The sequence below is a fragment of the Microbispora sp. H10949 genome (assembly GCF_014161435.1).
Lineage (GTDB): Bacteria > Actinomycetota > Actinomycetes > Streptosporangiales > Streptosporangiaceae > Microbispora > Microbispora triticiradicis.
Map to the genome: position 1 here is coordinate 36,933 of NZ_JABBWZ010000009.1, position 22,278 is coordinate 59,210.

The 22,278-nt window shown below is 73.6% G+C and carries 16 protein-coding genes and 2 riboswitches; of the genes, 11 read left to right on the top strand and 5 right to left on the bottom strand.

Annotated elements, in window-relative coordinates:
- The first annotated feature begins 235 nt into the window (after positions 1-235).
- From HHX40_RS23225 to HHX40_RS23255, 8 genes are all read left to right on the top strand, one after another.
- Positions 236-634, top strand: a complete 399-nt coding sequence (locus HHX40_RS23225) for a DoxX family protein (RefSeq protein ID WP_182882312.1) — start codon at positions 236-238, stop codon at positions 632-634.
- Positions 631-1,542 carry an RNA polymerase sigma factor SigJ gene (gene sigJ / locus HHX40_RS23230; protein ID WP_182882313.1) on the top strand — a complete coding sequence of 304 codons (912 nt, stop codon included), beginning with the start codon at positions 631-633 and terminating at the stop codon, positions 1,540-1,542. The genes HHX40_RS23225 and sigJ overlap by 4 nt, the downstream gene beginning before the upstream one ends.
- A 113-nt stretch (positions 1,543-1,655) precedes the next feature.
- Positions 1,656-5,240 (top strand): DNA polymerase III subunit alpha, encoded by a 3,585-nt coding sequence (dnaE, locus tag HHX40_RS23235; RefSeq protein ID WP_182882314.1) that lies wholly within the window; start codon positions 1,656-1,658, stop codon positions 5,238-5,240.
- Between the two features lie 44 nt (positions 5,241-5,284).
- A complete protein-coding gene (locus HHX40_RS23240) occupies positions 5,285-6,775 on the top strand; it encodes a cobyric acid synthase (protein ID WP_182882315.1) in 1,491 nt (496 codons plus the stop codon).
- 32 nt (positions 6,776-6,807) lie between these two features.
- A riboswitch (adenosylcobalamin (AdoCbl) riboswitch) is annotated at positions 6,808-6,955 on the top strand.
- A gap of 100 nt (positions 6,956-7,055) precedes the next feature.
- The gene (locus tag HHX40_RS23245) at positions 7,056-7,571 is read left to right on the top strand and encodes a histidine phosphatase family protein (protein ID WP_182882316.1); all 516 of its coding nucleotides are present in this window, start codon (positions 7,056-7,058) and stop codon (positions 7,569-7,571) included.
- Positions 7,568-9,646 carry a VWA domain-containing protein gene (locus HHX40_RS23250; RefSeq protein ID WP_182882317.1) on the top strand — a complete coding sequence of 693 codons (2,079 nt, stop codon included), beginning with the start codon at positions 7,568-7,570 and terminating at the stop codon, positions 9,644-9,646. The genes HHX40_RS23245 and HHX40_RS23250 overlap by 4 nt, the downstream gene beginning before the upstream one ends.
- Before the next feature lies 1 nt (position 9,647).
- The gene (cobO, locus tag HHX40_RS35985; protein ID WP_220499489.1) at positions 9,648-10,250 is read left to right on the top strand and encodes a cob(I)yrinic acid a,c-diamide adenosyltransferase; all 603 of its coding nucleotides are present in this window, start codon (positions 9,648-9,650) and stop codon (positions 10,248-10,250) included.
- 14 nt (positions 10,251-10,264) lie between these two features.
- On the top strand, positions 10,265-11,593 hold the full coding sequence (locus tag HHX40_RS23255) for a cobyrinate a,c-diamide synthase (protein WP_220499523.1): 1,329 nt from the start codon (positions 10,265-10,267) through the stop codon (positions 11,591-11,593).
- Here the strand turns inward: HHX40_RS23255 and cobN are convergent.
- A complete protein-coding gene (gene cobN, locus HHX40_RS23260; protein WP_182882319.1) occupies positions 11,551-15,138 on the bottom strand; it encodes a cobaltochelatase subunit CobN in 3,588 nt (1,195 codons plus the stop codon). The two genes, HHX40_RS23255 and cobN, sit on opposite strands and share 43 nt — an antisense overlap.
- Positions 15,139-15,191: 53 nt before the next feature.
- Positions 15,192-15,314: riboswitch (cobalamin riboswitch) on the bottom strand.
- A gap of 78 nt (positions 15,315-15,392) precedes the next feature.
- Here cobN and cobG point away from each other — a divergent pair.
- The 3 genes from cobG to HHX40_RS23275 all read left to right on the top strand — a co-directional run bounded on the left by cobG (position 15,393) and on the right by HHX40_RS23275 (position 18,818).
- Positions 15,393-16,610, top strand: coding sequence for a precorrin-3B synthase (gene cobG, locus HHX40_RS23265; RefSeq protein ID WP_182882320.1), 1,218 nt, complete (start codon positions 15,393-15,395; stop codon positions 16,608-16,610).
- Positions 16,611-16,688: 78 nt separating this feature from the next.
- The gene (locus HHX40_RS23270) at positions 16,689-17,315 is read left to right on the top strand and encodes a precorrin-8X methylmutase (RefSeq protein ID WP_182882321.1); all 627 of its coding nucleotides are present in this window, start codon (positions 16,689-16,691) and stop codon (positions 17,313-17,315) included.
- A gap of 6 nt (positions 17,316-17,321) precedes the next feature.
- Positions 17,322-18,818 (top strand): precorrin-2 C(20)-methyltransferase, encoded by a 1,497-nt coding sequence (locus HHX40_RS23275; protein WP_182882322.1) that lies wholly within the window; start codon positions 17,322-17,324, stop codon positions 18,816-18,818.
- Here the strand turns inward: HHX40_RS23275 and HHX40_RS23280 are convergent.
- From HHX40_RS23280 to cobF, 4 genes are read right to left on the bottom strand one after another with little or no spacing between them, the layout of a single operon-like run.
- Positions 18,806-19,546 (bottom strand): cobalt-precorrin-6A reductase, encoded by a 741-nt coding sequence (locus HHX40_RS23280; RefSeq protein ID WP_111698203.1) that lies wholly within the window; start codon positions 19,544-19,546, stop codon positions 18,806-18,808. The genes HHX40_RS23275 and HHX40_RS23280 overlap by 13 nt on opposite strands.
- Entirely contained in the window at positions 19,534-20,286 is a 753-nt protein-coding gene (gene cobM, locus HHX40_RS23285; protein ID WP_182882323.1) for a precorrin-4 C(11)-methyltransferase, read from the bottom strand. The genes HHX40_RS23280 and cobM overlap by 13 nt, the downstream gene beginning before the upstream one ends.
- Positions 20,283-21,503 carry a precorrin-6y C5,15-methyltransferase (decarboxylating) subunit CbiE gene (gene cbiE, locus HHX40_RS23290; protein WP_182882324.1) on the bottom strand — a complete coding sequence of 407 codons (1,221 nt, stop codon included), beginning with the start codon at positions 21,501-21,503 and terminating at the stop codon, positions 20,283-20,285. The genes cobM and cbiE overlap by 4 nt, the downstream gene beginning before the upstream one ends.
- A complete protein-coding gene (gene cobF / locus HHX40_RS23295; protein ID WP_182882325.1) occupies positions 21,500-22,258 on the bottom strand; it encodes a precorrin-6A synthase (deacetylating) in 759 nt (252 codons plus the stop codon). The genes cbiE and cobF overlap by 4 nt, the downstream gene beginning before the upstream one ends.
- Positions 22,259-22,278 lie beyond the last annotated feature (20 nt).

Sequence of the window (22,278 nt, forward strand, 5' to 3'; positions counted from 1 at the left end):
ATTTTTCAAGATTTTTCCTGACCCGCGCTCACGGCGCGGATCGGGCTTTCTCCGCGGCCCTTCCGGCATCCCTGGATCGGGCCGTTCTCGCGGCCCTTCAGGCAGCACTGTCCCGTGTTCCGGCCGGGACGTCACACTTGCCCCCCGCCGGTCCTCTCAAGAGTCATGACCGTTCCCGTACGCGTACAGTGGGCGAGCCGTCGTCCGACGGCTCGTCGCCACGAATGAGCCTTCGATGCCGACCGCCTATGTCGTCACCGCTCTGGTGACCATCGCCTTCAACACGTTCTCCGGGGTCGCGGCCATGACCCGGCTCGCGCCGATCATGCGTACCCTCGGCCCCGCGCTCGCCCGAGCCGGCGTTCCGGAGTCGTGGCTGGTCTGGCCGATCGGCGCGCTCAAGGCCCTGGGCGCGCTGGGACTCGCGCTCGGGCTGCTCGGCGTGCCCCTCGTCGGCACGGCCGCCGCCGCGGGCCTCGTCCTCTACTTCGTCTGCGCCCTCTACACCCATCTGCGCGTCCGCGACTTCTCCCCCCAGTTCTTCCTGGCGGTCGTGTTCCTCGTCCTGGCGGTCGCCACACTGGCGCTCGATCCCGCCCTCGTGCTGCACCTGTCCCGGCGAGGAGTCGCATGATGGGCGAAACCCCCGCGGCCGAGGCGTTCGCCGGCCACCGCGAGTTGCTGTTCTCCATCGTTTACAACATGCTCGGCACGGTCGGCGACACCGAGGACGTGCTCCAGGAGACCTGGCTGGCGTGGGCGGCACGGGACGTGACCGGCATCGCCAACCCCCGGGCGTACCTGGTGCGGGTCGCGGTCAACCAGGCCCTCGCCCACCAGAGCGCGTTGCGCCGGCGCAAGGAGACCTACCTGGGCCCGTGGCTGCCGGAACCGCTGGTCACCGGTCCCGACGCCGCCGAGCCCGCCGTACGCGGGGAGTCGGTGTCGATCGCGCTGCTGGTGGTCCTGGAGACTCTAACCCCGCTGGAGCGGGCCGTGTTCGTCCTGCACGAGGTGTTCGCCTACCGGCACACCGAGATCGCCGCCATGCTCGATCGCGGCCCGGCCGCGATCCGGCAGATCGCCCACCGGGCGCGCGAGCACGTGCAGGCGCGGCGCCCGCGCGCCCGGGTCGACCGGCGTACGCACCGGGAGGTGACCGAGCGCTTCGTCGCGGCGGCGTTCGGCGGTGACCTGCCCGCGCTGATGGAGATGCTCGCGCCCGACGTCGTCCTGTGGCCCGACGGCGGCGGCAGGTCGGCGGTGGGCGGGCCGCGGCCGGTCCGCGGCCGCGACAAGGTCGCCCGGGTGGTCGTGGCCAACGCGCGCGGCGGCGTGGACGTCCGGTATCACCAGGTCAACGGCGACCCCTCGGTGGTGGTCTTCGCCGAGGACGCGCCCCTCGCGGTGATGGTGCTCGATCTCGAAGCCGGCGGGGAGCAGGTGCGCGACATCTACGTGGTCAGCAACCCCGACAAGCTCGGATCCGTCCCCGGCCACGCCGCCGAGGGAGGCTCGGAACCCCCCTCGCGACGCTCCTGACGGTTCTCCAGCACCAGGGATCACTCGTTTCGAGATGAGCCACGACAGCCCCTTCGTGCTCTCGATAGAGTTGGAGCTCTGCTCGCCCCTCCACGAAAGGCCAGAGATCACCAGTGGCTGATTCGTTCGTTCACCTGCATGTTCACACCGAGTACTCCATGCTGGACGGAGCGGCGAAGATCGGCAAGCTGGCCCAGCGGGCGGCAGAGCTGGGCATGCCCGCGATCGCGATGAGCGACCACGGCAACATGTTCGGCGCCTACGAGTTCCAGTCGAAGATGAAGTCGGCCGGGGTCAAGCCGATCATCGGCATCGAGGGGTACGTCAGCCCCGAATCCCGCCACTACAAGCAGCCGGTGTTCTGGGGAGAGCCCCACCAGCGCAAGTCCGACGAGCGCACCGGCCTCGGCGGTGACGTGTCGGCCAGCGGCACCTATCTGCACAAGACGATGTGGGCGGTCAACGCCCAGGGTCTGCGGAACCTGTTCAGGATCTCGTCGCTGGCCTCCCTCGAAGGCCACATGAAGAAGTACCCCCGCATGGACGACGACCTGTTCGAGCAGTACCACGAGGGGATCGTCGCCACCACGGGCTGCCCGTCCGGCGCGGTGCAGACGCGGCTCCGGCTCGGGCAGTACGACAAGGCACTGGAACACGCCGCCAAGTACCAGGAGATCTTCGGGCGGGACAACTACTTCCTGGAGATCATGGACCACGGGGGGATCCCGATCGAGACGGGGGTCCGCGAGGACCTGCTGCGGATCGGCAAGACCCTCGGCATCCCGCCCCTGGTCACCAACGACTCCCACTACGTCACCGAGGACCAGTCCAAGGCCCACGACGCGCTGCTCTGCGTCGGCACGAACTCCCTGCTCAGCGATCCCAGCCGGTTCCGCTTCTCCGGCAACGGCTACTACGTGCGCACCGCCGAGGAGATGTGGGCGCTCGACCCGGGCTCCGACCTGTGGGCCGAGGGCTGCAAGAACACGCTGCTGATCGCCGAGCGGGTCGAGCCGTACGACGAGGTGTTCGCCCACCGCGACCTCGCGGCCAAGTTCCCGGTCCCCGAAGGGGAGACCGAGATGAGCTGGCTGCGCAAGGAGGCGCACAGCGGCGCGGTGCGACGCTACGGCGACCCCGTGCCGGCCGAGGTGCTGGAGCGCATCGAGTACGAGCTCGGCGTCATCGAGGGCATGGGCTTTCCCGGCTACTTCCTCGTCGTCGCGGACATCTGCCGCTACGCCCGGGAGAGCGGCATCTGGCTCGGCCCGGGCCGAGGATCGGCCACCGGGTCGATGGTGGCCTACGTCACCGGGATCACCGAGCTCGACCCCATCGAGCACTCCCTGCTGTTCGAGCGGTTCCTGAACCCCGAACGCATCTCCATGCCCGACGTCGACCTCGACTTCGACGAGCGTAGGCGCGGTGACATGATCCGTTATGTCACGGAGAAGTATGGCGAGGACAACGTCTCGCTGATCATCACGTACATGACGATCAAATCGAAGGCGGCGGTCAAGGACGCGGCTCGCGTCCTGGGCTACCCCTTCCCGGTGGGCGAGAAGATCACCAAGGCGTTCCCGCCGGCCGTCATGGGCAAGGAGATCCCGCTCACCGGCATCTTCGACGAGAAGCACCCCCGGTTCGCCGAGGCGACCGAGCTGCGGAAGCTCTACGAGGAAGACTCCGACGTCAAGCAGGTCATCGACACCGCGCTCGGCCTCGAAGGACTGACCCGGGGCACCGGCGTCCACGCGGCGGGCGTCATCCTGTCGTCGCAGCCGCTGATCGACGTCATGCCGATCTTCATGCGCCCGGACGACGGCGCCCGCATCACCGGCTTCGACGGGCCCAGCTCCGAGTCCATGGGCGCCCTGAAGATGGACTTCCTGGGCCTGCGGAACCTGACCGTCATCGGCGACGCGGTGCAGAACGTGAAGGACAACCGCGGCCTCGACCTGGACATGCTCAGCCTCGCGCTGGACGACAAGAAGACCTACGAGCTGCTGGCGCGCGGCGACACGCTCGGCGTGTTCCAGCTCGACAGCTCGATGATGCGGGACCTCACCAAGCTGATCGCCCCGACCCGGTTCGAGGACATCTCGTCCATCCTGGCCCTGGGCCGCCCCGGCCCGATGGGGGCGAACGCGCACGTCAACTACGCGCTGCGCAAGGCCGGGCAGCAGGAGATCACCCCGATCCACCCCTCGCTCAAGGAAGTGCTCGACCCGATCCTCGGCACCACCTACCACCTGGTGGTCTACCAGGAGCAGGTCATGGCCATCGCCCAGCAGTTGGCCGGCTACACCCTCGGTGGCGCCGACATCCTGCGCCGGGCGATGGGCAAGAAGAAGAAGGAGGAGATGGACAAGCAATGGGCCACCTTCTCCTCCGGCATGGTCGCCAAGGGCTACACCGAGGAAGCGGCGAAGGCCGTCTGGGACGTGCTGGAGCCGTTCAGCTCCTACGGCTTCAACAAGTCCCACACCGCCGGCTACGGACTCGTCTCCTACTGGACGGCCTACCTCAAGGCCAACTACCCGGCCGAGTACATGGCCGCCCTGCTGACCTCGGTCGGCACGAACAAGGACCGCATGGCGCTCTACCTGGCCGAGTGCCGCCGGATGAAGCTCAAGGTCCTGCCGCCCGACGTCAACGAGTCGGGCCTGCGCTTCTCCGCCGTCGGGGAGGACGTCCGCTTCGGACTGGGCGCGATCCAGAACGTCGGGGAGAACGCCATCAAGGGCATCATCTCCGCGCGCCGCGAGAAGGGCGCCTACACCGACTTCAACGACTTCCTGACCAAGGTCCCCCAGGTCGTCTGCAACAAGCGCACCATTGAATCCCTGATCAAAGCCGGAGCGTTCGACGGCCTTGGGCACACCCGCCAGGGGCTGATCCAGATCCACGACCAGGCCGTGGACGCCGTGATCGACGTCAAGCGCAAGGAGGCCCTCGGCCAGGACTCGCTGTTCGGCGCGTTCGACGACGACAGCGGGGCGGGCAGCGTCTTCCACATCTCCGTTCCCGAAGGGGAATGGGACAAGAAGACGAAGCTGTCCTTCGAACGGGAGATGCTCGGCCTCTACGTCTCCGATCACCCGCTCAACGGCGCCGAACGCATCCTCGAACGCAACCGGGACCTGACCATCGCCCAGGTGCTGGACGGCCAGGCCGGGGCGGGGAACGTCCGCATCGCCGGCATCATCTCCGGCGTCGACAAGAAGGTCACCAAGAAGGGCGACGTCTGGGCCATCCTCAAGATCGAGGACCACGACGGCTCCATCGAGGTGCCCTGCTTCCCGCAGACCTACCAGCTGTACGGCACCAACCTCGCCCCCGACCTGGTCGTCGCCGTCACCGGCCGGATCCGCTCACGCGGCGACGGCGACGAGGCGACCATCTCCTTCAACGCCACCGACATCACGTTCCTCGACATCTCCGGCATCCAGGACGACGGCCGCGAACCCATCGTGATCGCCCTCCGCGAGGAGCGCGTCAACAGGGAGCTCGTCCACGAGCTCAAGCGGATCCTGACCGTCCACCCCGGCGAGACCCCCGTCCGGCTGCGTGTGGAGCGGCTCAACCGGAAGATCAACGTCGTGGAGCTGCCCGACTACGCGGTGAACATCAACAACGGGGCGTTCGCCGGCGACATCAAGGTCCTCCTGGGGGCGAACGCGCTCGTCGTGCCCTGACCGGAATTTCCCGTACGGTCCCCCGGCCGTATGCTGTCCGGCTTGTGAAGGGTGGACTGCTGGTCGCGGGGACCACGTCGGATGCCGGGAAGAGCGTGGTCACCGCCGGGATCTGCCGGTGGCTGGCCCGGCGGGGCGTGCGGGTCGCGCCGTTCAAGGCGCAGAACATGTCGCTCAACTCCTACGTGACCGCCGACGGCGCGGAGATCGGGCGGGCGCAGGCCGTGCAGGCGGCCGCCTGCGGGCTGGAGCCGACGGCCGACATGAACCCGATCCTGCTCAAGCCGGGCAGCGATCGGCGTAGCCAGGTCGTCGTACGCGGCCGGCCCGTCGCCGACGTGGACGCCATGGAGTACGGGGCCCGGCGGGACGAGCTGCGGGCCGTCGCCGTCGAGTCGTACCGGCGGCTGGCCCGCGAGTTCGACGTGGTGGTCTGCGAAGGCGCGGGCTCTCCGGCCGAGATCAACCTCCGGGCCGGGGACATCGCGAACATGGGCCTGGCCCGGGCGGCCGGGCTGCCGGTGGTCGTGGTCGGAGACATCGACCGCGGCGGGGTCTTCGCGCACATGTACGGCACGGTCGCGCTGCTGGACGCCGCCGACCAGGCGCACATCTCGGGCTTCATCGTGAACAAGTTCCGGGGCGCGCGAGAGCTGCTCGCGCCCGGGCTGGACATGATCGAGGGACTGACCGGGCGCCGCGTCTACGGCGTGCTGCCCTGGCTCGACGGGCTCTGGATGGACGTCGAGGACTCCCTGTCGCTCGACACCCGGCCGCTCGACACCCGGCCACGGGGCGCGGCGGCGGCCGGTGGTGCGCTGCGGGTGACGGTCGTGCGGTATCCGCGGATCTCGAACTTCACCGACGTGGACGCGCTGGCCGCCGAGCCGGGGGTCGTGGTCACGTTCGCCACGTCCCCGGCCGAGTGCGCGGAGGCCGACCTGCTGGTCCTGCCCGGTTCGCGGGCCACCGTGAGCGACCTCGCCTGGTTGCGGGAGACCGGGATCGCCGATGTCGTCGCCGGGAGAACGGGACCGGTGCTCGGCGTCTGCGGGGGCTACCAGATGCTCGCCCGTACCATCACCGACCAGGTCGAGTCGGGCGCCGGCACGGTCGCCGGGCTGGGACTGCTCCCGGCCGACGTCGTGTTCGCCGCCGAGAAGACGCTCGGGCGGCCGAGCGGCGAGGCGTACGGGCATCCCGTGGAGGCGTACGAGATCCACCACGGGATCGTGACGCGCGACGCGGGCGAGGAGTTCCTCGACGGCTGCCGGGTGGGGAACGTGTGGGGCACCACCTGGCACGGAGCGCTGGAGAACGACGGGTTCCGGCGGGCGTTCCTCGGTGAGGTGGCGCGGGCGGCGGGACGCGAGTTCCACGCCGGCCCCGGCGTCTCCTTCGCGGCGCTGCGGGAGGCACGGCTGGACGCGCTCGGGGACCTCGTCGAGCGGAACGTCGACACCGCCGCGTTGCTCGCGCTCATCGCGGGCGGGCCGCCCTCAGGACTCCGGGTCCTGCCGCCCGGCGCGGCCTGAGGTTGTTGACGCTGATTGTCCGGAACGGGTACCGTCCGGAAGGTTTCGCGGTGACCAAGGGAAATCCGGTGAGATGCCGGTGCGGTCGCGCCACTGTATCCGGGGCATGGACCCCGGGAGCCAGGTCGCTTGGCCACCGTGACCTCGTCTGCCGGGACGCGTCATCCCTGAGGAGGCCCTTGTGAGCGACCTTCGCCCCGTCGAGCACCAGCCGCGCGGCTGAGCCGTGCTGTTCATCCGTCAGGCGGGTACGCCCGGTGCCCGGCGTGCCTGCTTCCCCATGCCCGAGGAACCCGATCCGTCGGGACTCGCCCAGGCCACGGCACAGGCCGCCGTGCTGGGCGTGCCCGGCGACGCGCTCGTCTTCGCCGCGCCGTGGGCCGCCGCCGTGGCGACCGCCCGGGCCGCGTCGGGCCGGGAACCCGTCGTGGCCGGCGCGCTCGCCGAGGCCGATTACGGGGCCTGGGCGGGCCGGCCGTTCGCGGAGGTGGCCGCGGCGGACCCCGCGGGGCTCGGCGCGTGGCTGACCGACCCTTGGGCGGTCCCCCATGGCGGGGAGAGCCTCGCCGGCATGGGCGAACGGGTGGCCGCGTGGATGGAGTCGCTCCGCGCGGACGCCGCCCGTGTGGTCGCCGTCTGCGACGCCGGGCCCATCCGGGCCGCGCTCGCGCACGCGCTCGGCCTGACCGCGACACGGGCCGCGGCCTTCGACGTCGCGCCGTTGTCCCACACCGGACTGGCCGCCGGGAACGGCGGCTGGCGGATCACGTACGTCAACCGGAAGGCCGCACCGTGAACCCTGCCTATCCCTTCAGCGCCGTCGTCGGGCTCGACGACCTGAAGCTGGCGCTGGTGCTGAACGCGGTCTCGCCCCGGGCCGGCGGCGTCCTGGTACGCGGGGAGAAGGGCACCGCGAAGTCCACCATCGTCCGCGCGCTGGCCGCGCAGTTGCCCCCGGTCGCCGTGGTGGCGGGGTGCCGGTTCCACTGCGATCCGGCGGCGCCCGATCCGGGGTGTCCCGACGGGCCGCACGAGCCGGACGCCGCGTGGGTCCGGCGGCCAGCGTCGCTCGTGGAGCTTCCGGTGGGAGCCTCGGAGGATCGGCTGGCCGGGTCGCTGGACCTGGAGCGAGCGCTGACCGAAGGGGTCAAGGCCTTCGAACCCGGCCTGCTCGCGGCGGCCCATCGGGGCGTCCTGTACGTGGACGAGGTGAACCTCCTGCACGACCATCTGGTGGACCTGCTGCTCGACGCGGCGGCGCTCGGGGTCTGCTACGTGGAGCGCGAGACCGTCTCGGTACGGCATGCCGCGCGGTTCCTGCTCGTCGGAACCATGAATCCGGAGGAAGGGGAGCTCCGCCCGCAGTTGCTCGACCGGTTCGGGCTGACCGTCGAGGTGCGGGCGACCCGGGAGCCCGGCGAACGGGCGGAGGTCGTCCGGCGGCGGTTCGCGTTTGACGCCGATCCCGAGGGGTTCGCGGCTCGATGGGCTCCGGAGGAGGCCGCGCTCGCCGGGCGGATCGCGCGGGCCCGGGCCGCCCTTCCGGCGGTACGGCTGCCCGACGCTCGGCTACGGCAGATCACGGCCGTCTGCGCGGGTTTCGAGGTGGACGGTCTGCGGGCCGATCTCGTCACCGCTCATGCCGCTGTGGCGCACGCCGCCTGGCAGGGGCGGGACGTGGTGACCCGGGAGGACGTCCGGGTGGCGGCCCGGCTGGCGTTGCCGCACCGCCGTCGCCGCGATCCGTTCGACGCGCCCGGCCTGGACGAACGGCTTCTCGACGACCTGCTGGACCAGACCGAGCCCGACGGCCCCGACGACCCGGATGACCCGGAGGACCGTGAGTGGCCCGGGCGGCCGGAGGGCCCCGACGGCCCCGGCGGCCCCGGCGGCCCCGGCGGCCCTCCAGCCGATGGTTCACAGTCCGATGGTTCGCAGTCTGATGATTCACGGTCCGACGGCCCCGCCGCCCCATCTCCTGAAATTTCGGGAGAAGGTGGTGGTGCCGCGTCCGACGCTTCTCCCGGTGACGGGGAACCCGCCTCTCGGTCCGAAGCCGCGCAAGGCTCCGCCCCGGAAAACGTGGCGGCGGTGGGGACCCCGTTCCGCGTACCCGTCCTCAGGGTCGCCGGAGTGGGCGAGGGCGCGGCGGGCCGGCGGTCCAGTGGCCGGGGACGCCATGGCCGCACGATCGGCGCACGGCTCCCCGGCGGCGCCGGTCCCCGTGCGATCGATCTCCCCGCCACCCTCCTGGCGGCCGCCCCCCGTCAGGTCCTCCGGGGCCGACGCGGTCCCGGCCTGATCCTCAGGCGGGACGACCTCCGCGAGCCCGTCCGCGAGGGCCGCGAAGGCAACCTCGTGCTGTTCGTCGTCGACGCCAGCGGCTCGATGGGGGCGCGCAGGCGGATGACGGCCGTCAAGACGGCCGTGCTGAGCCTGCTGCTGGACGCCTACCAGCGCAGGGACAAGGTGGGTCTGGTCGTCTTCCGCGGCCGGGGCGCGACCGTGGCGCTCCCCCCGACCTCCTCGGTGGAGGCGGGCGCGGCCCGGCTCCGCGCGCTCCCGACGGGGGGACGCACCCCCCTGGCCGAGGGGCTCGCGACGGCGGCGGAGGTGCTCCGCGTGGAACGGATGCGTGACCCGGACCGCCGCCCCCTCCTGGTCGTCGTGACGGACGGCCGCGCGACCTCCGGCGGGGACGTGACCCGCGCGGCCACCGCGCTCGCGGGGGTGACCTCGGTCGTCGTCGACTGCGAGAGCGGGCCGGTCCGCCTGGGCCTGGCGGGCGCGCTGGCCCTCCGGCTGGGCGCACGGGTGCTCCCGCTGGAGTCGCTGAGCGATCTCGTGTCCACGCGAAGGAAGGCGGGCTGAGATGCCGCAGGGCAAGCCGGAGAACGTCCCGGACGACGGGCTGACCACCCGGCAGCGCCGGACGAGGCCGCTGCTCATGGTGCACACGGGGCCGGGCAAGGGGAAGTCGACGGCCGCGTTCGGGATGGCGTTGCGCGCCTGGAACCAGGGATGGCCGATCGGGGTGTTCCAGTTCGTGAAGTCGGCCAAATGGCGGGTCGGCGAGGAACGCGCGCTGACCGTGCTGGGCGCGAGCGGCGAGGGCGGCACCGTCGCCTGGCACAAGATGGGCGAGGGCTGGTCGTGGATCCAGCGGCCGGGCACCGAGGCCGACCACGCCGCCGACGCCCGCGAGGGCTGGGAGCAGATCAAACGCGACCTCGCGGCCGAGACGTACCGGTTCTACGTGCTGGACGAGTTCACCTATCCGCTCAAGTGGGGGTGGATCGACCTCGACGACGTGATCTCGGCGCTGGCCGGACGCCCGGGGGCCCAGCACGTCGTCGTCACCGGACGCGACGCGCCCGCCCGGCTGGTGGAGGCCGCGGACCTCGTGACGGAGATGGGCAAGGTCCGCCATCCCATGGACGCCGGGCAGAAGGGCCAGAAGGGCATCGAGTGGTGACCGGCGTCCCGCGACTGGTGGTCGCGGCCCCGGCCTCGGGGAGCGGCAAGACGACCGTGGCCACGGGCCTGATGGCGGCGCTCGCGGCGCGCGGACTGCGCGTCGCGCCGTTCAAGGTGGGGCCCGACTACATCGACCCGGGCTACCACACGCTCGCCTCCGGGCGGCCCGGGCGCAACCTCGACCCGTGGCTGACCGGCGAGGAGCGGGTGACGCCGCTGTTCCTGCACGGCTCCGCGGGCTGCGACATCGCGGTCGTCGAAGGCGTGATGGGGCTGTTCGACGGGCGCGGCGACGGCGACTTCGCCTCGACCGCGCACGTGGCGCGGCTGCTGGGTGCCCCCGTGGTGCTCGTCGTGGACGCGGGCAGGCAGAGCAGGTCGGTGGCGGCGCTGGTCCACGGCTTCGCGACGTTCGACTCGCGGGTGCGGGTGGCGGGCGTGGTGCTGAACCGCCTCGGGTCGGCGCGGCACGAGGAGCTGTGCCGGGCGGCGCTGGAGGAGACCGGGGTTCCGGTGCTGGGGGCGGTCCACCGTGACGACGACGTGGTGACGCCGTCCCGCCATCTCGGGCTGGTCCCGGCGGCCGAGCGGCTGCCCGCCGCCGTGACGGCGGTGGACCGGCTCGGCGCGCTCGTGGCGGGCTCGTGCGACCTGGACGGTCTCGTACGGCTCGCCGGGACCGCGGCGCCGCTCACCGGCGAGCCGTGGGACCCGTCGGACGGCCGGGAGCCCGGGGCGCGGCGGGTGGTGGCGGTCGCGGGCGGCGCCGCGTTCACGTTCGGGTACGCCGAGCACGCCGAGATGCTCACCGCCGCCGGAGCGCAGGTCGCGGTGTTCGACCCGGTACGCGACGAGTCCCTGCCCGAGGGCGCCTCCGCGCTGGTCGTGGGGGGCGGCTTCCCCGAGATGTACGCGGCCGAGCTGTCGGCCAACGAGCCCCTGCGCGCCGAGGTCGCCGCGTTCCCGGGCGCGGTGGCGGCCGAGTGCGCGGGGCTGCTCTACCTGTGCGAGGAGCTGGACGGCCGCCCCATGTGCGGCCGGGTGCCGGGCGTCGCGCACATGACCGGCCGGCTGGCGCTGGGCTACCGCGACGCGGTGGCCGTGCGCGACACGCTGCTGACCCGGCAGGGCGAGCGGTTCAGGGGCCACGAGTTCCACCGCACCACGGTCACCGGCGGCGGGCAGCCGGTCTTCCGGTGGCGTGGCGGCGCCGACGGGGCCGGCGACGCCCGGCTCACCGCGTCGTACCTGCACCTGCACTGGGCGGGCGCCCCGCAACTCGCCCGCCGGCTGCTCGCCTACGCGGAGCCCTCCTCAAGGTCGCCCTCGATCGCGAGATAGGCGTCGCGCAGCCCGGCGAGCACCTCCGGGTCCGGGTGCTCCCACATGCGCCGCTCGGCGGCCTCCAGCAGGCGCTGCGCGATGCCGTGCAGCGCCCACGGGTTCGACTTGGCCATGAAGTCGCGGTTGACCGGGTCGAGCACGTACGTCGAGGCGAGCGTGTCGTACATCCAGTCGGCGACGACGCCGGTCGTGGCGTCGTAGCCGAACAGGTAGTCCACGGTCGCCGCCAGCTCGAACGCGCCCTTGTAACCGTGGCGGCGCATGGCGGCGAGCCAGTTGGGGTTGACGACCCGGGCGCGGAAGATCCGCGCGGTCTCCTCCGACAGGGTCCGGGTGCGGACGGCGTCGGGGCGGGTGCTGTCGCCCACGTACGCGGCGGGCGCGCGGCCCGTCAGCGCGCGTACGGTCGCGATCATGCCGCCGTGGTACTGGAAGTAGTCGTCGGAGTCGGCGATGTCGTGTTCGCGGGTGTCCACGTTCTTGGCGGCGACGGCGATGCGGCGGTAGGCGTTCTCCATGTCCTCGCGGGCGGGCGCGCCGTCGAGGTCGCGGCCGTAGGCGTAGCCGCCCCAGACGGCGTACACCTCGGCGAGGTCGGCGTCGTCACGCCAGTTGCCGCTGTCGATGAGCGGCAGCAGGCCCGCGCCGTACGCGCCGGGACGCGACCCGAACACGCGCAGCGTCGCACGCCTGGCGTCGCCGTGCGCGGCCCGGTCGGCGTCCACGTGGGCGCGCACGTAGTTGTCCTCGGGGCTCTCGCCGAGCCCGGCGACGAGCCGGACGGCGTCGTCGAGCATCGCCACCACGTGCGGGAACGCGTCCCGGAAGAACCCGCTGATGCGCACCGTCACGTCCACGCGCGGGCGGCCCAGCTCGTCCAGGGGCACGGGTTCGAGCGTGGTGACGCGCCGCGACGCCTCGTCCCAGACGGGCCGCACGCCGAGCAGGGCGAGCACCTCGGCGATGTCGTCGCCGGCGGTGCGCATGGCGCTGGTCCCCCACACCGACAGCCCGACCGAGCGCGGCCACTCGCCCGTCTCCACGCGGTAGCGGGCGAGCAGCGAGTCGGCCATGGCCTGCCCGGTCTCCCAGGCGAGGCGGCTCGGCACGGCACGCGGGTCGACGGAGTAGAAGTTGCGGCCGGTCGGCAGCACGTTGATCAGCCCGCGCAGCGGCGACCCCGACGGCCCGGCGGGGACGTAGCCCCCGGCGAGCGCGTGCAGCACGTGGTCGAGTTCGTCGGTGGTACGCGCGAGCCGCGGCACCACCTCGGTCGCCGCGAACGTCAGCACCCGCCCGACCTCCGGGTCATCCGTGACGTCGGCGACGGCGGCCGGGTCCCAGCCGAGCCGCTCCATGGCGGTGACGAGGGCGCGGGCCTCGGCCTCGACGCGGTCCACGGACGCGGTCGCGGCGCTGCCGTCCTCGGTCAGGCCGAGCGCCTCGCGCAGGCCGGGCAGGGTCTCGCGGCCCGCCCACATCTGGCGGGCGCGCAGCATGGCCAGCACCAGGTTCACCCGGGCCTCACCGGCCGGGGCCGCGCCGAGGACGTGCAGGCCGTCGCGGATCTGGGCGTCCTTGACCTCGCACAGCCAGCCGTCCACGTGCAGGATGAAGTCGTCGAACTCGGCGTCGTGCGGGCGCTCGGACAGGCCGAGGTCGTGGTCGAGGCGGGCGGCCTGGATGAGGGTCCAGATCTGGGCGCGGATCGCGGGCAGCTTCGCCGGGTCCATGGCCGCGATCGTCGCGTGCTCGTCGAGCAGCTGCTCAAGGCGGGCGATGTCGCCGTACGTCTCGGCCCTCGCCATCGGCGGCACCAGGTGGTCCACGAGAACCGCGTGCGCGCGGCGCTTGGCCTGGGTGCCCTCGCCGGGGTCGTTCACCAGGAACGGATAGACCAGCGGCAGGTCGCCGATCGCCGCGTCGGTGCCGCAGCTGGCCGACATGCCCGCCGACTTGCCGGGCAGCCACTCCAGGTTGCCGTGCTTGCCGACGTGGACCATGGCGTGCGCGCCGAATTCGGCCGACAACCACCGGTAGGCCGCCAGGTAGTGGTGGCTCGGCGGCAGGTCGGGGTTGTGGTAGATCGCGATCGGGTTCTCCCCGAAGCCGCGTGGAGGCTGGACCATCACCACGACGTTGCCCGACCGCAGCGCGGCGAGCACGATGTCGCCCTCGTGGACGAACAGCTCGCCGGGCGGCGCGCCCCAGTGGCGTTCCATGTCGGCGCGCAGGCCGGCGGGGAGGGTGTCGTACCAGGCGCGGTAGGCGGCGGCGGGGATGCGCACCGGGTTGGCGGCGAGCTGTTCCTCGGTGAGCCAGTCCTGGTCCTGGCCGCCCGCGGCGATCAGGGCGTGGATCAGCGCGTCGCCGTCCTGCTCGGCCTGGCCCGGGAAGCCGCCGCCGAGGTCGTAGCCCTCCTCGGCCAGCCGGGCCAGCAGCCCGACCGTGCTGGCCGGGGTGTCCAGGCCGACGGCGTTGCCGACCCGGGAGTTCTTCGTCGGGTACGCCGACAGCATCACGACGAGCCTCTTGTCCGCCGGGGGCACGTGGCGCAGCAGCCCGTGGCGTACGGCGATGCCCGCGACCCGGGCCGCGCGTTCGGGGTCGGCGACGTAGACGGTCAGGCCGTCGTCGTCGATCTCCTTGAACGAGAACGGCACCGTGATGATCCGCCCGTCGAACTCGGGGATCGCGACCTGCGAGGCGGCGTCCAGCGGGGACAGCCCGTCGTCGTTGTCCTCCCACTCGGCGCGGCTCGTCGTCAGGCACAGGCCCTGCAGGATCGGCACGTCGAGTGCGGCGAGCGCGCCGACGTCCCAGGCCGCGTCGTCGCCGCCGGCCGACGCCGTCGCGGGCCGTGCCCCGCCCGCCGCGAGCACGGTCACCACCAGGGCGTCCGCGCCGCCCAGCACGTCGAGCAGATCCGGCTCCGCGGTGCGCAGCGAGGAGCAGAAGACCGGCAGCGCCCGGCCGCCCGCGTCCTCGATCGCGTCGCAGAGGGCGGCGACGAAGCCCGTGTTGCCCGCCATGTGGTGCGCCCGGTAGTAGAGCACCCCGATCACCGGCCCGTCGCCGGGGCGGCCCTCGCGTTCGAGGACCCCCCAGCTCGGTGTGGGCGCCGGGCCCGCGAAGCCGCGCCCGGTCAGCAGGACCGTGTCCGACAGGAACGCGTGCAGCTCGGCCAGGTTGGCGGGCCCTCCGTACGCGAGGTAGGCGTGGGCCTCGGCGCAGACGCCGCCGCTCACCGTGGACAGCTCCATGAGTTCGGCGTCCGGGGCCTGCTCGCCGCCGAGGACGACCACCGGGCACGGCCCCGCGAGCAGCGCGTCCAGCCCGTCCTCCCAGGCACGCCGGCCGCCGAGCAGCCGGACGACCACGAGGCCGGCGCCCTCGACCAGCGCGGGCAGGTCGTCCACGGTCAGCCGCGCCGGGTTGCCCAGCCGGTACGCGGCCCCACTCGCGCGGGCGCTCAACAGGTCGGTGTCCGACGTGGACAACAGGACGACGACGGGCTGCGCGGCGGACGCGTCTGTGCGCACGGCAAGGTCCTCCCTCGGGGTCCTCGCCCCGGGTCGTGGCGGCGCGACGGCAGGAGTCTCCTGGCTCCCGGATCGACGCTCACCCCGGCCTTCCCGTCTTCCGACAGTGGCCGTGTGGTGGGGTTCGCTCCCCGGTCACAGTGGCGGGACCGCGCCGGATTCACACCGGCTTCCTCCGCTTGCCATCGCTCACCGCAGACCCTACGTGACGGAGGTCGTGTCAGAAAACTGGCGTTAGCATCCTGTTCGTGGTCATGGGTGGCTTTTCTGGGCGCGCCGCCCAGGACGCGTGTCCCGGCGCGCTCCAGGTGCACGCGGCGGCGGACGGGGCGCTGGCCCGCGTCCGCGTGCCCGGCGGCGGGCTGGCCGCCGGCGCCCTGCGCGAACTGGCCGCCTGCGCCCGCGAGCTGGGCGCCGGGGTCGTCGAACTGACGTCACGGGCCAACGTGCAGGTGCGCGGGCTGGCCGACCCACCGGCGTTCGCCGCGCGGATGGCCGCCGCCGGACTGCTGCCGTCCGCGACCCACGAGCGCGTGCGCAACATCGTCGCCTCGCCGCTCAGCGGCCGTTCGGCGACGGCCCTCCTGGACGTGCGGCCCCTGGTGGCGGACCTCGACGCGGCCCTGTGCGGCCGCGCCGCCCTGGCTCAGCTGCCCGGCCGGTTCCTGTTCGCGCTCGACGACGGAACGGGTGACGTCCTCGGGCTCGGGGCGGACGTGACCCTCGCCGCGCACCCCGTCTCCCAGCCCGGCGGCGGCCTGACCCTGCTGCTCGCGGGGGAGCCGGTCGGGTCGGTGACCGCCGACGACGCCGTCTCCGTCGCGCTCGCCGCGGCCGAGGAGTTCCAGGAGGTGCGCGGGGACGCCTGGCGGGTGGCCGAACTCCCCGGCGGACCCGCGACGATCGCCGCCCGCCTCCCCGGCCGGCTCCCCCGTCGGCTCGCTGTCCTGCCCCCCGTGCCGGTGACGCCCGCCACGCCGCGCAGGGGCGGCCCGTCCGCGCAGGTGGACGGCCGGGTGGCGCTCGACGTGATCGTCCCCCTCGGCAGGCTGACCGCCGGCCAGGCCGGCCTGCTCGCCGATCTGGCCGCCGGTGAGGTGCGGCTGACGCCGTGGCGTACGGTCGTGCTGCCCGACCTCGCGCCCGAGGCGGTCGGGCCGGTGACCGAGGCGCTCGCCGGGGCGGGGCTGGTGATCGACCCCGCCTCGCCGTACGCCAGACTGTCGGCCTGCACCGGGCGGCCCGGCTGCGGGAAGGCGCTGGCCGACGTCCAGGCGGACGCGGTGCGCTGGGCGGAGTCCGGCGTGCCCGAACCACCGGTTGTCGGGCCGCCGGGTCTCCGGCCACCGGGTGCCGAACCGCTCGACGCCGGCCTGATCCACTGGGCGGGCTGCGAACGCCGCTGCGGCCGCCCGAGGGGCCGGGTCACCGACGTGGTCGCCACGACCGGCGGCTACGACGTCCGCCGTTGACCGTCCGTCCAGTCCGTCCAGTCCGTGCATCCACCGCCCGCTCCATCCACCGTCCGCCATCCACGAACAGAGGTGTCCGTGCCCGAGCACGACTACGTCCGCGACGGAGCGGAGATCTACCGGCGGTCGTTCGCGACCATCAGGGCCGAGGCCGACCTGTCAGGGCTGCCCGCCGACGTCGCCCGGGTCGCGGTCCGCATGATCCATGCGTGCGGCATGACCGACCTCGTCGGCGACCTCGGCTACTCCCCCGGCGTGGTCGAGAAGGCGCGCACCGCGCTGCTGGCGGGTGCGCCCGTGCTGTGCGACGCGCGGATGGTCGCCTCCGGCATCACCAGGAAGCGCCTGCCCGCCGGCAACGAGGTCGTCTGCACGCTCGGCGACCCCCGCGTGCCCGCCCTCGCGGAGCGGCTCGGCACCACCCGCAGCGCCGCCGCGCTCGACCTGTGGCTCGACCGACTCGACGGCGCGGTCGTGGCCGTCGGCAACGCCCCGACCGCGCTGTTCCGGCTGCTCGAACTGGTCGCCGGAGGCGCGGGACGGCCCGCCGCCGTGCTGGGCGTCCCGGTCGGCTTCATCGGCGCGGCCGAGTCCAAGCGCGCCCTCGCGGCGTCCGGCCTGGAGTTTCTGGTTGTCCACGGCCGCCGGGGCGGCAGTGCCATGACGGCGGCGGCGGTCAACGCCATCGCCTGCGAGCAGGAGTGACGAGACGTGACAGGAACGCTCTACGGCGTCGGCCTCGGCCCCGGCGACCCCGAACTGATGACCGTGAAGGCCGCTCGCCTGATCGGCGAGGCCGACGTGATCGCCTACCACGCGGCGCGGCACGGCCGCAGCATCGCCCGGTCGATCGCGGCCCACCACATGCGCGACGGGCAGATCGAGGAGCTCCTGCAGTATCCGCTGACGACGGAGACGACCGACCACCCCGGCGGCTACCAGGGCGCGCTCGACGACTTCTACGCCGGCTGCGCCGACCGCCTCGCCGCGCACCTGGACGCCGGGCGCGACGTCGTCGTGCTGTGCGAGGGAGACCCCCTCTTCTACGGGTCGTACATGCACATGCACAAGCGGCTCGCGCACCGCTACCCGGCCGAGGTCGTCCCCGGGGTCACCTCGATCGCGGGGGCGTCCGCCGTGCTGGGCCGCCCGCTGGTCGAACGCGACGAGACGCTGACGGTCCTGCCCGGGACGCTGCCCGCCGCCGTGCTGGCCGAGAAGCTGCGCGGCACGGACTCGGCGGCGGTGCTCAAGCTGGGCCGCACGTTCGAGAAAGTGCGCGACGCGCTGGCCGAGGCGGGCCGCCTCGACGAGGCCTGGTACGTCGAACGCGCCACCACCGACGCCCAGCGTGTGGCCCCGCTCAAGGACGTCGACCCGGGGCAGGTGCCGTACTTCTCGCTGGCGCTGATCCCCAGCCCGGCGCAGCTCACGTTCGTGCCGGAGCCCGCCGGACGCACCGGTGCAGGCGAGGTCGCGGTCGTCGGCCTCGGCCCCGCCGGGCGGCCCTGGCTGACCCCGGAGGCCCAGGAGGTCCTCGCCGAGGCCACCGACCTGGTCGGGTATGGCCCCTACGTCGACCGGGTCGCGCCCAACCCCCGCCAGACCCGGCACCGTACCGACAACCGCGTCGAGGCCGAGCGCGCCCGTCACGCGCTCGACCTGGCCCTCGCCGGGGCGCGGGTCGCGGTCGTGTCGTCGGGCGACCCGGGCGTGTTCGCGATGGCCAGCGCGGTGCTGGAGGCCGCCGCCGACCCGCGTTACGCGGACGTCCCGGTGCGGGTGGTGCCCGGCCTGACCGCCGCGCAGGCCGTGGCCGGCCGGGCGGGCGCGCCGCTCGGCCACGACTACTGCGTGCTGTCGCTGTCGGACCAGCTCAAGCCGTGGGAGGTGGTCGCCGGGCGGATCTCCGCCGCCGCCCGCGCCGACCTCGTCCTCGCGATCTACAACCCGGCGTCGAAGACCCGCACCTGGCAGGTCGCCGCGGCCCGCGACCTGCTGCTCGAACACCGCGATCCGGGCACGCCCGTGGTGGTGGGCCGCGACGTCGGCGGCGAGCGGGAGTCGGTCGTGATCACCACTCTGGGCGAGCTCGACCCGGCCGCGATCGACATGCGCTGCCTGCTGATCGTCGGCTCGTCCACCACCCGCGTCGTCGAACGCGGGGACGGGGCGGTCGTCTTCACCCCGCGCCGCTATCCCGCGTGATCGCGTACCCAGGTGACGGCGTCGGCGACGTCCGTCACCCGGGTGACGCCGCCGGGCGTCGCGGGCCGGTCCACCATGACGACCGGCAGCCCCGCCTCGCGCGCCGCGACCAGCTTGGCGCGGGTCTGCTCCCCGCCGCTGTCCTTGGTGACCAGCACGTCGAGCCGGTGCTCGCCGATCAGGGCGCGCTCTCCCGCCACCGTGTACGGCCCCCGGGCGAGGATCACGTGGACGTTCGGGGGAACGGGCGGCTCCGGCGGGTCGACCGACCTCGCCAGGAACCACAGCCCGGTCAGCGGCGCGAACACCGGCAGGCTGCGGCGGCCCGTCGTCAGGAACACACGGCTCCCGAGACCGGGCAGCGCGTCCGCCGCCGCCCGGAGCGACGGCACCCGCAGCCAGACGTCCTCCGGGCCCTCCGACCAGCCGGGACGCCGCAACCCGAGCAGCGGCGTCCCGGTCGCCGCGCACGCGTGCGCCGCCGACTCGCTCATCCGCTGGGCGAACGGATGCGTGGCGTCCACCACGACCCGCGGACCGTGCTCGGCGATCCACCGGGCGAGCCCGTCCGGGCCGCCGAAGCCGCCCGACCTGACCTCGCCCACCGGCAGCCGGGGATCGGCGACCCGGCCGGCCAGCGACGACACCACCCGCAGGCCCGGCAGCGGCGCCAGCTCGGCGGCCAGCGCCCGTGCCTCGGCCGTGCCGCCGAGGATCAGGACGAGCACGCGCGGTCCCGCGCGGCCGAGTAGAGGTGGCTGTCGGGGAACTCGTGCGCCGTCAGCGCCCGCCCCACCACGATCACGGCGGTCCGCCTGATCCCCGCCGCGACCACCTGGTCGGCGATGTCGCCCAGGGTGCCCCTGATGATCTCCTCGTCGTCCCGGCTGGCCCGGGCGACCACCGCCACCGGGCAGTCCGCGCCGTACGCGGGCAGCAGGTCGGCCACGACGGCGGCGATCCGCTGCACGGCCAGGTGCAGCACCATCGTGGCGCGGCTCGCCGACAGCGTCGCGAGTTCCTCGCCGGGCGGCATCGGGGTGGCCCGCGCCGACGTCCTGGTCAGGATGATCGTCTGGCTCACCCCCGGAACCGTCAGCTCCCGCCCCAGGGCCGCGGCGGCGGCCGCGAAGGCGGGCACCCCCGGGATCACCTCGTACGGCACGCCGTGCGCGTCGAGCCTGCGCATCTGCTCGGCGACCGCGCTGAAGACCGACGGGTCGCCGGAGTGCAGCCGCGCCACATCGTGCCCCGCCTCGTGCGCCGCCGTCATCTCGGCGACGATCTCGTCCAGGGTGAGGTTCGCGGTGTCCACGAGCCGCGCGTCCGGCGGGCAGTCGGCGAGCAGGTCGCGCGGCACGAGCGACCCGGCGTACAGGCAGACCGGGGCCGCCTGAAGGGCCCGCAGCCCACGCACCGTGATGAGGTCGGCCGCGCCGGGCCCCGCACCGATGAATCGAACCGTCACTGCTCGCGCTCCTTCCGCGCCGTCCAGATGGTCACCGGCATCAGGGGACGCCACCCGGTGAAGCCGCCCACCGGCGAGGCGCGCTGCACCGACAACCGCACGAGGTCCCCGCCGAGCCGGGCGTGCCACTGGGCGAGAACCGCCTCCGACTCCACGGTGACGGCGTTCGCCACCAGCCTGCCGCCCGGGGCGAGGGCGTCCCAGCAGGTCTCGACCACACCGGCCCCCGTCACGCCGCCGCCCACGAAGACGGCCGCCGGGGCGGGCAGCCCGCCGAGCGCGTCCGGGGCGGCTCCGGTGACGACCCGCAGGCGCGGCACGCCCAGCGCGTCCGCGTTGTGCCTGACGCGGTCCGCGCGGACGGGGTCGCGCTCGACGGCGACGGCCCGGCACGACGGATGCGCGCGCAGCCACTCGACGGCCACGCTCCCGGAACCCGCGCCCACGTCCCAGAGCAGCTCGCCCGGCAGGGGCGCCAGCTTGGCCAGGGTGACCGCCCTCACCTCCTGCTTGGTGAGCTGCCCGTCCGACTCGTACGCCTCGTCCGGCAGCCCAGGCACCCACCCCAGCGGCACCGCCGACGGGACGTCTGTGCAGGCCACCGCCACGACGTTCAGCGCGGGCGACGTCTCGCCGGCCGGCCAGCCCGCGGCCGTGCCGTCGCGGCGGGACTCGGTCGCCGCGCCGAGATCGCCGAACACGGTGACGCGGCTCGCGCCGTACCCCCGCTCGGTCAGCAGGGCGGCGACCAGCGCGGGCGTGTCCGCGCCCGCGCTGAGGACGAGGACGCGACGGCCCGGCGCGAGCGCCGCGGTCAGCGCGGCGAGCGGCCGTCCGACCAGGCTGACGGTCTCGACCTCCTCGGCGGCCCAGCCGAGCCGCGCGCAGGCCAGGGTGGCCGACGACACGTGCGGCAGCACCCGCAGCCGGTCCGGCCCGAGCAGCCGGGCGAGCGTCGCGCCGACGCCGAAGAACATGGGGTCGCCGCTGGCGAGCACCGCGACCGCGCGTCCCGCATGCGCGTCGAGCAGCCCCAGCAGCCCCGCGACCAGCGGCGACGGGTACGGCGCCCGCTCGCAGGCCACCGACGCCGGCAGCAGGGCGAGCTGCCTGGCCGACCCGACCACGACGTCCGCGGCGACCAGTTCGGCGCGCGCCGCGTCGGTGAGACCGGCCCAGCCGTCCGCGCCGATCCCGACGACCGACACGGGCCTCATCGGGGGGGCTTCCTGAGCAGGTAGGTGTCCATGACCCAGCCGTGCGCCTCGCGCGCCTCCGCCCTGAGCCGCCGGATCTCGCCGGCGACCTCGCGCACCGGCCCGGCGACGAGGATCTCGTCCTCGGTCCCGACGTACGCGCCCCAGTAGACGTCGGCGTCGGCGGCCTCCGGCAGGTCCGCGAACGCGCAGCCCGCGTCGAGCATCACCACGATGTCGCCGGCGGCCTCGACGTCTGCGGGCAGGCGGCGGCCGGTCGTGATGTGCAGCGGCCTGGCGACCCTGGTCAGGCTGACGCGGTGCCGCGCGGCCAGCGCCGACACGCTGCTGATCCCCGGGATCACTTCATAGTCGAACGGCTCTCCGCCCCTGGCCAGGACGTCCTCGACGATCGCGATCGTGCTGTCGTACAGGGCGGGGTCGCCCCAGACGAGGAACGCGCCGACGCCGTCCTCCGGCACCTCCTCGGCGATGAGCCGGGCGTAGACGTCGGCCCGGCGGGCCCGCCAGTCGGCCACCGCCTCCACGTACGCGCCGCTCGTGCGGTCACGCTCCGGGTCGCGCGCCTCGACCGTCCGGTACGGCTCCCGCGCGTGGGCCGCGATCAGCTCGCGCCGCAGCCGCACCAGGCCGTCCTTCACGGCTCCCTTGTCGAGCAGGAAGAACACGTCGGTCTCCGCGATGGCCGCGGCGGCCTGGAAGGTCAGGTGGGCGGGGTCCCCGGCGCCGATGCCGATGATCAGGACTCGCTTCATAGGTCACGAGTATGGACCCC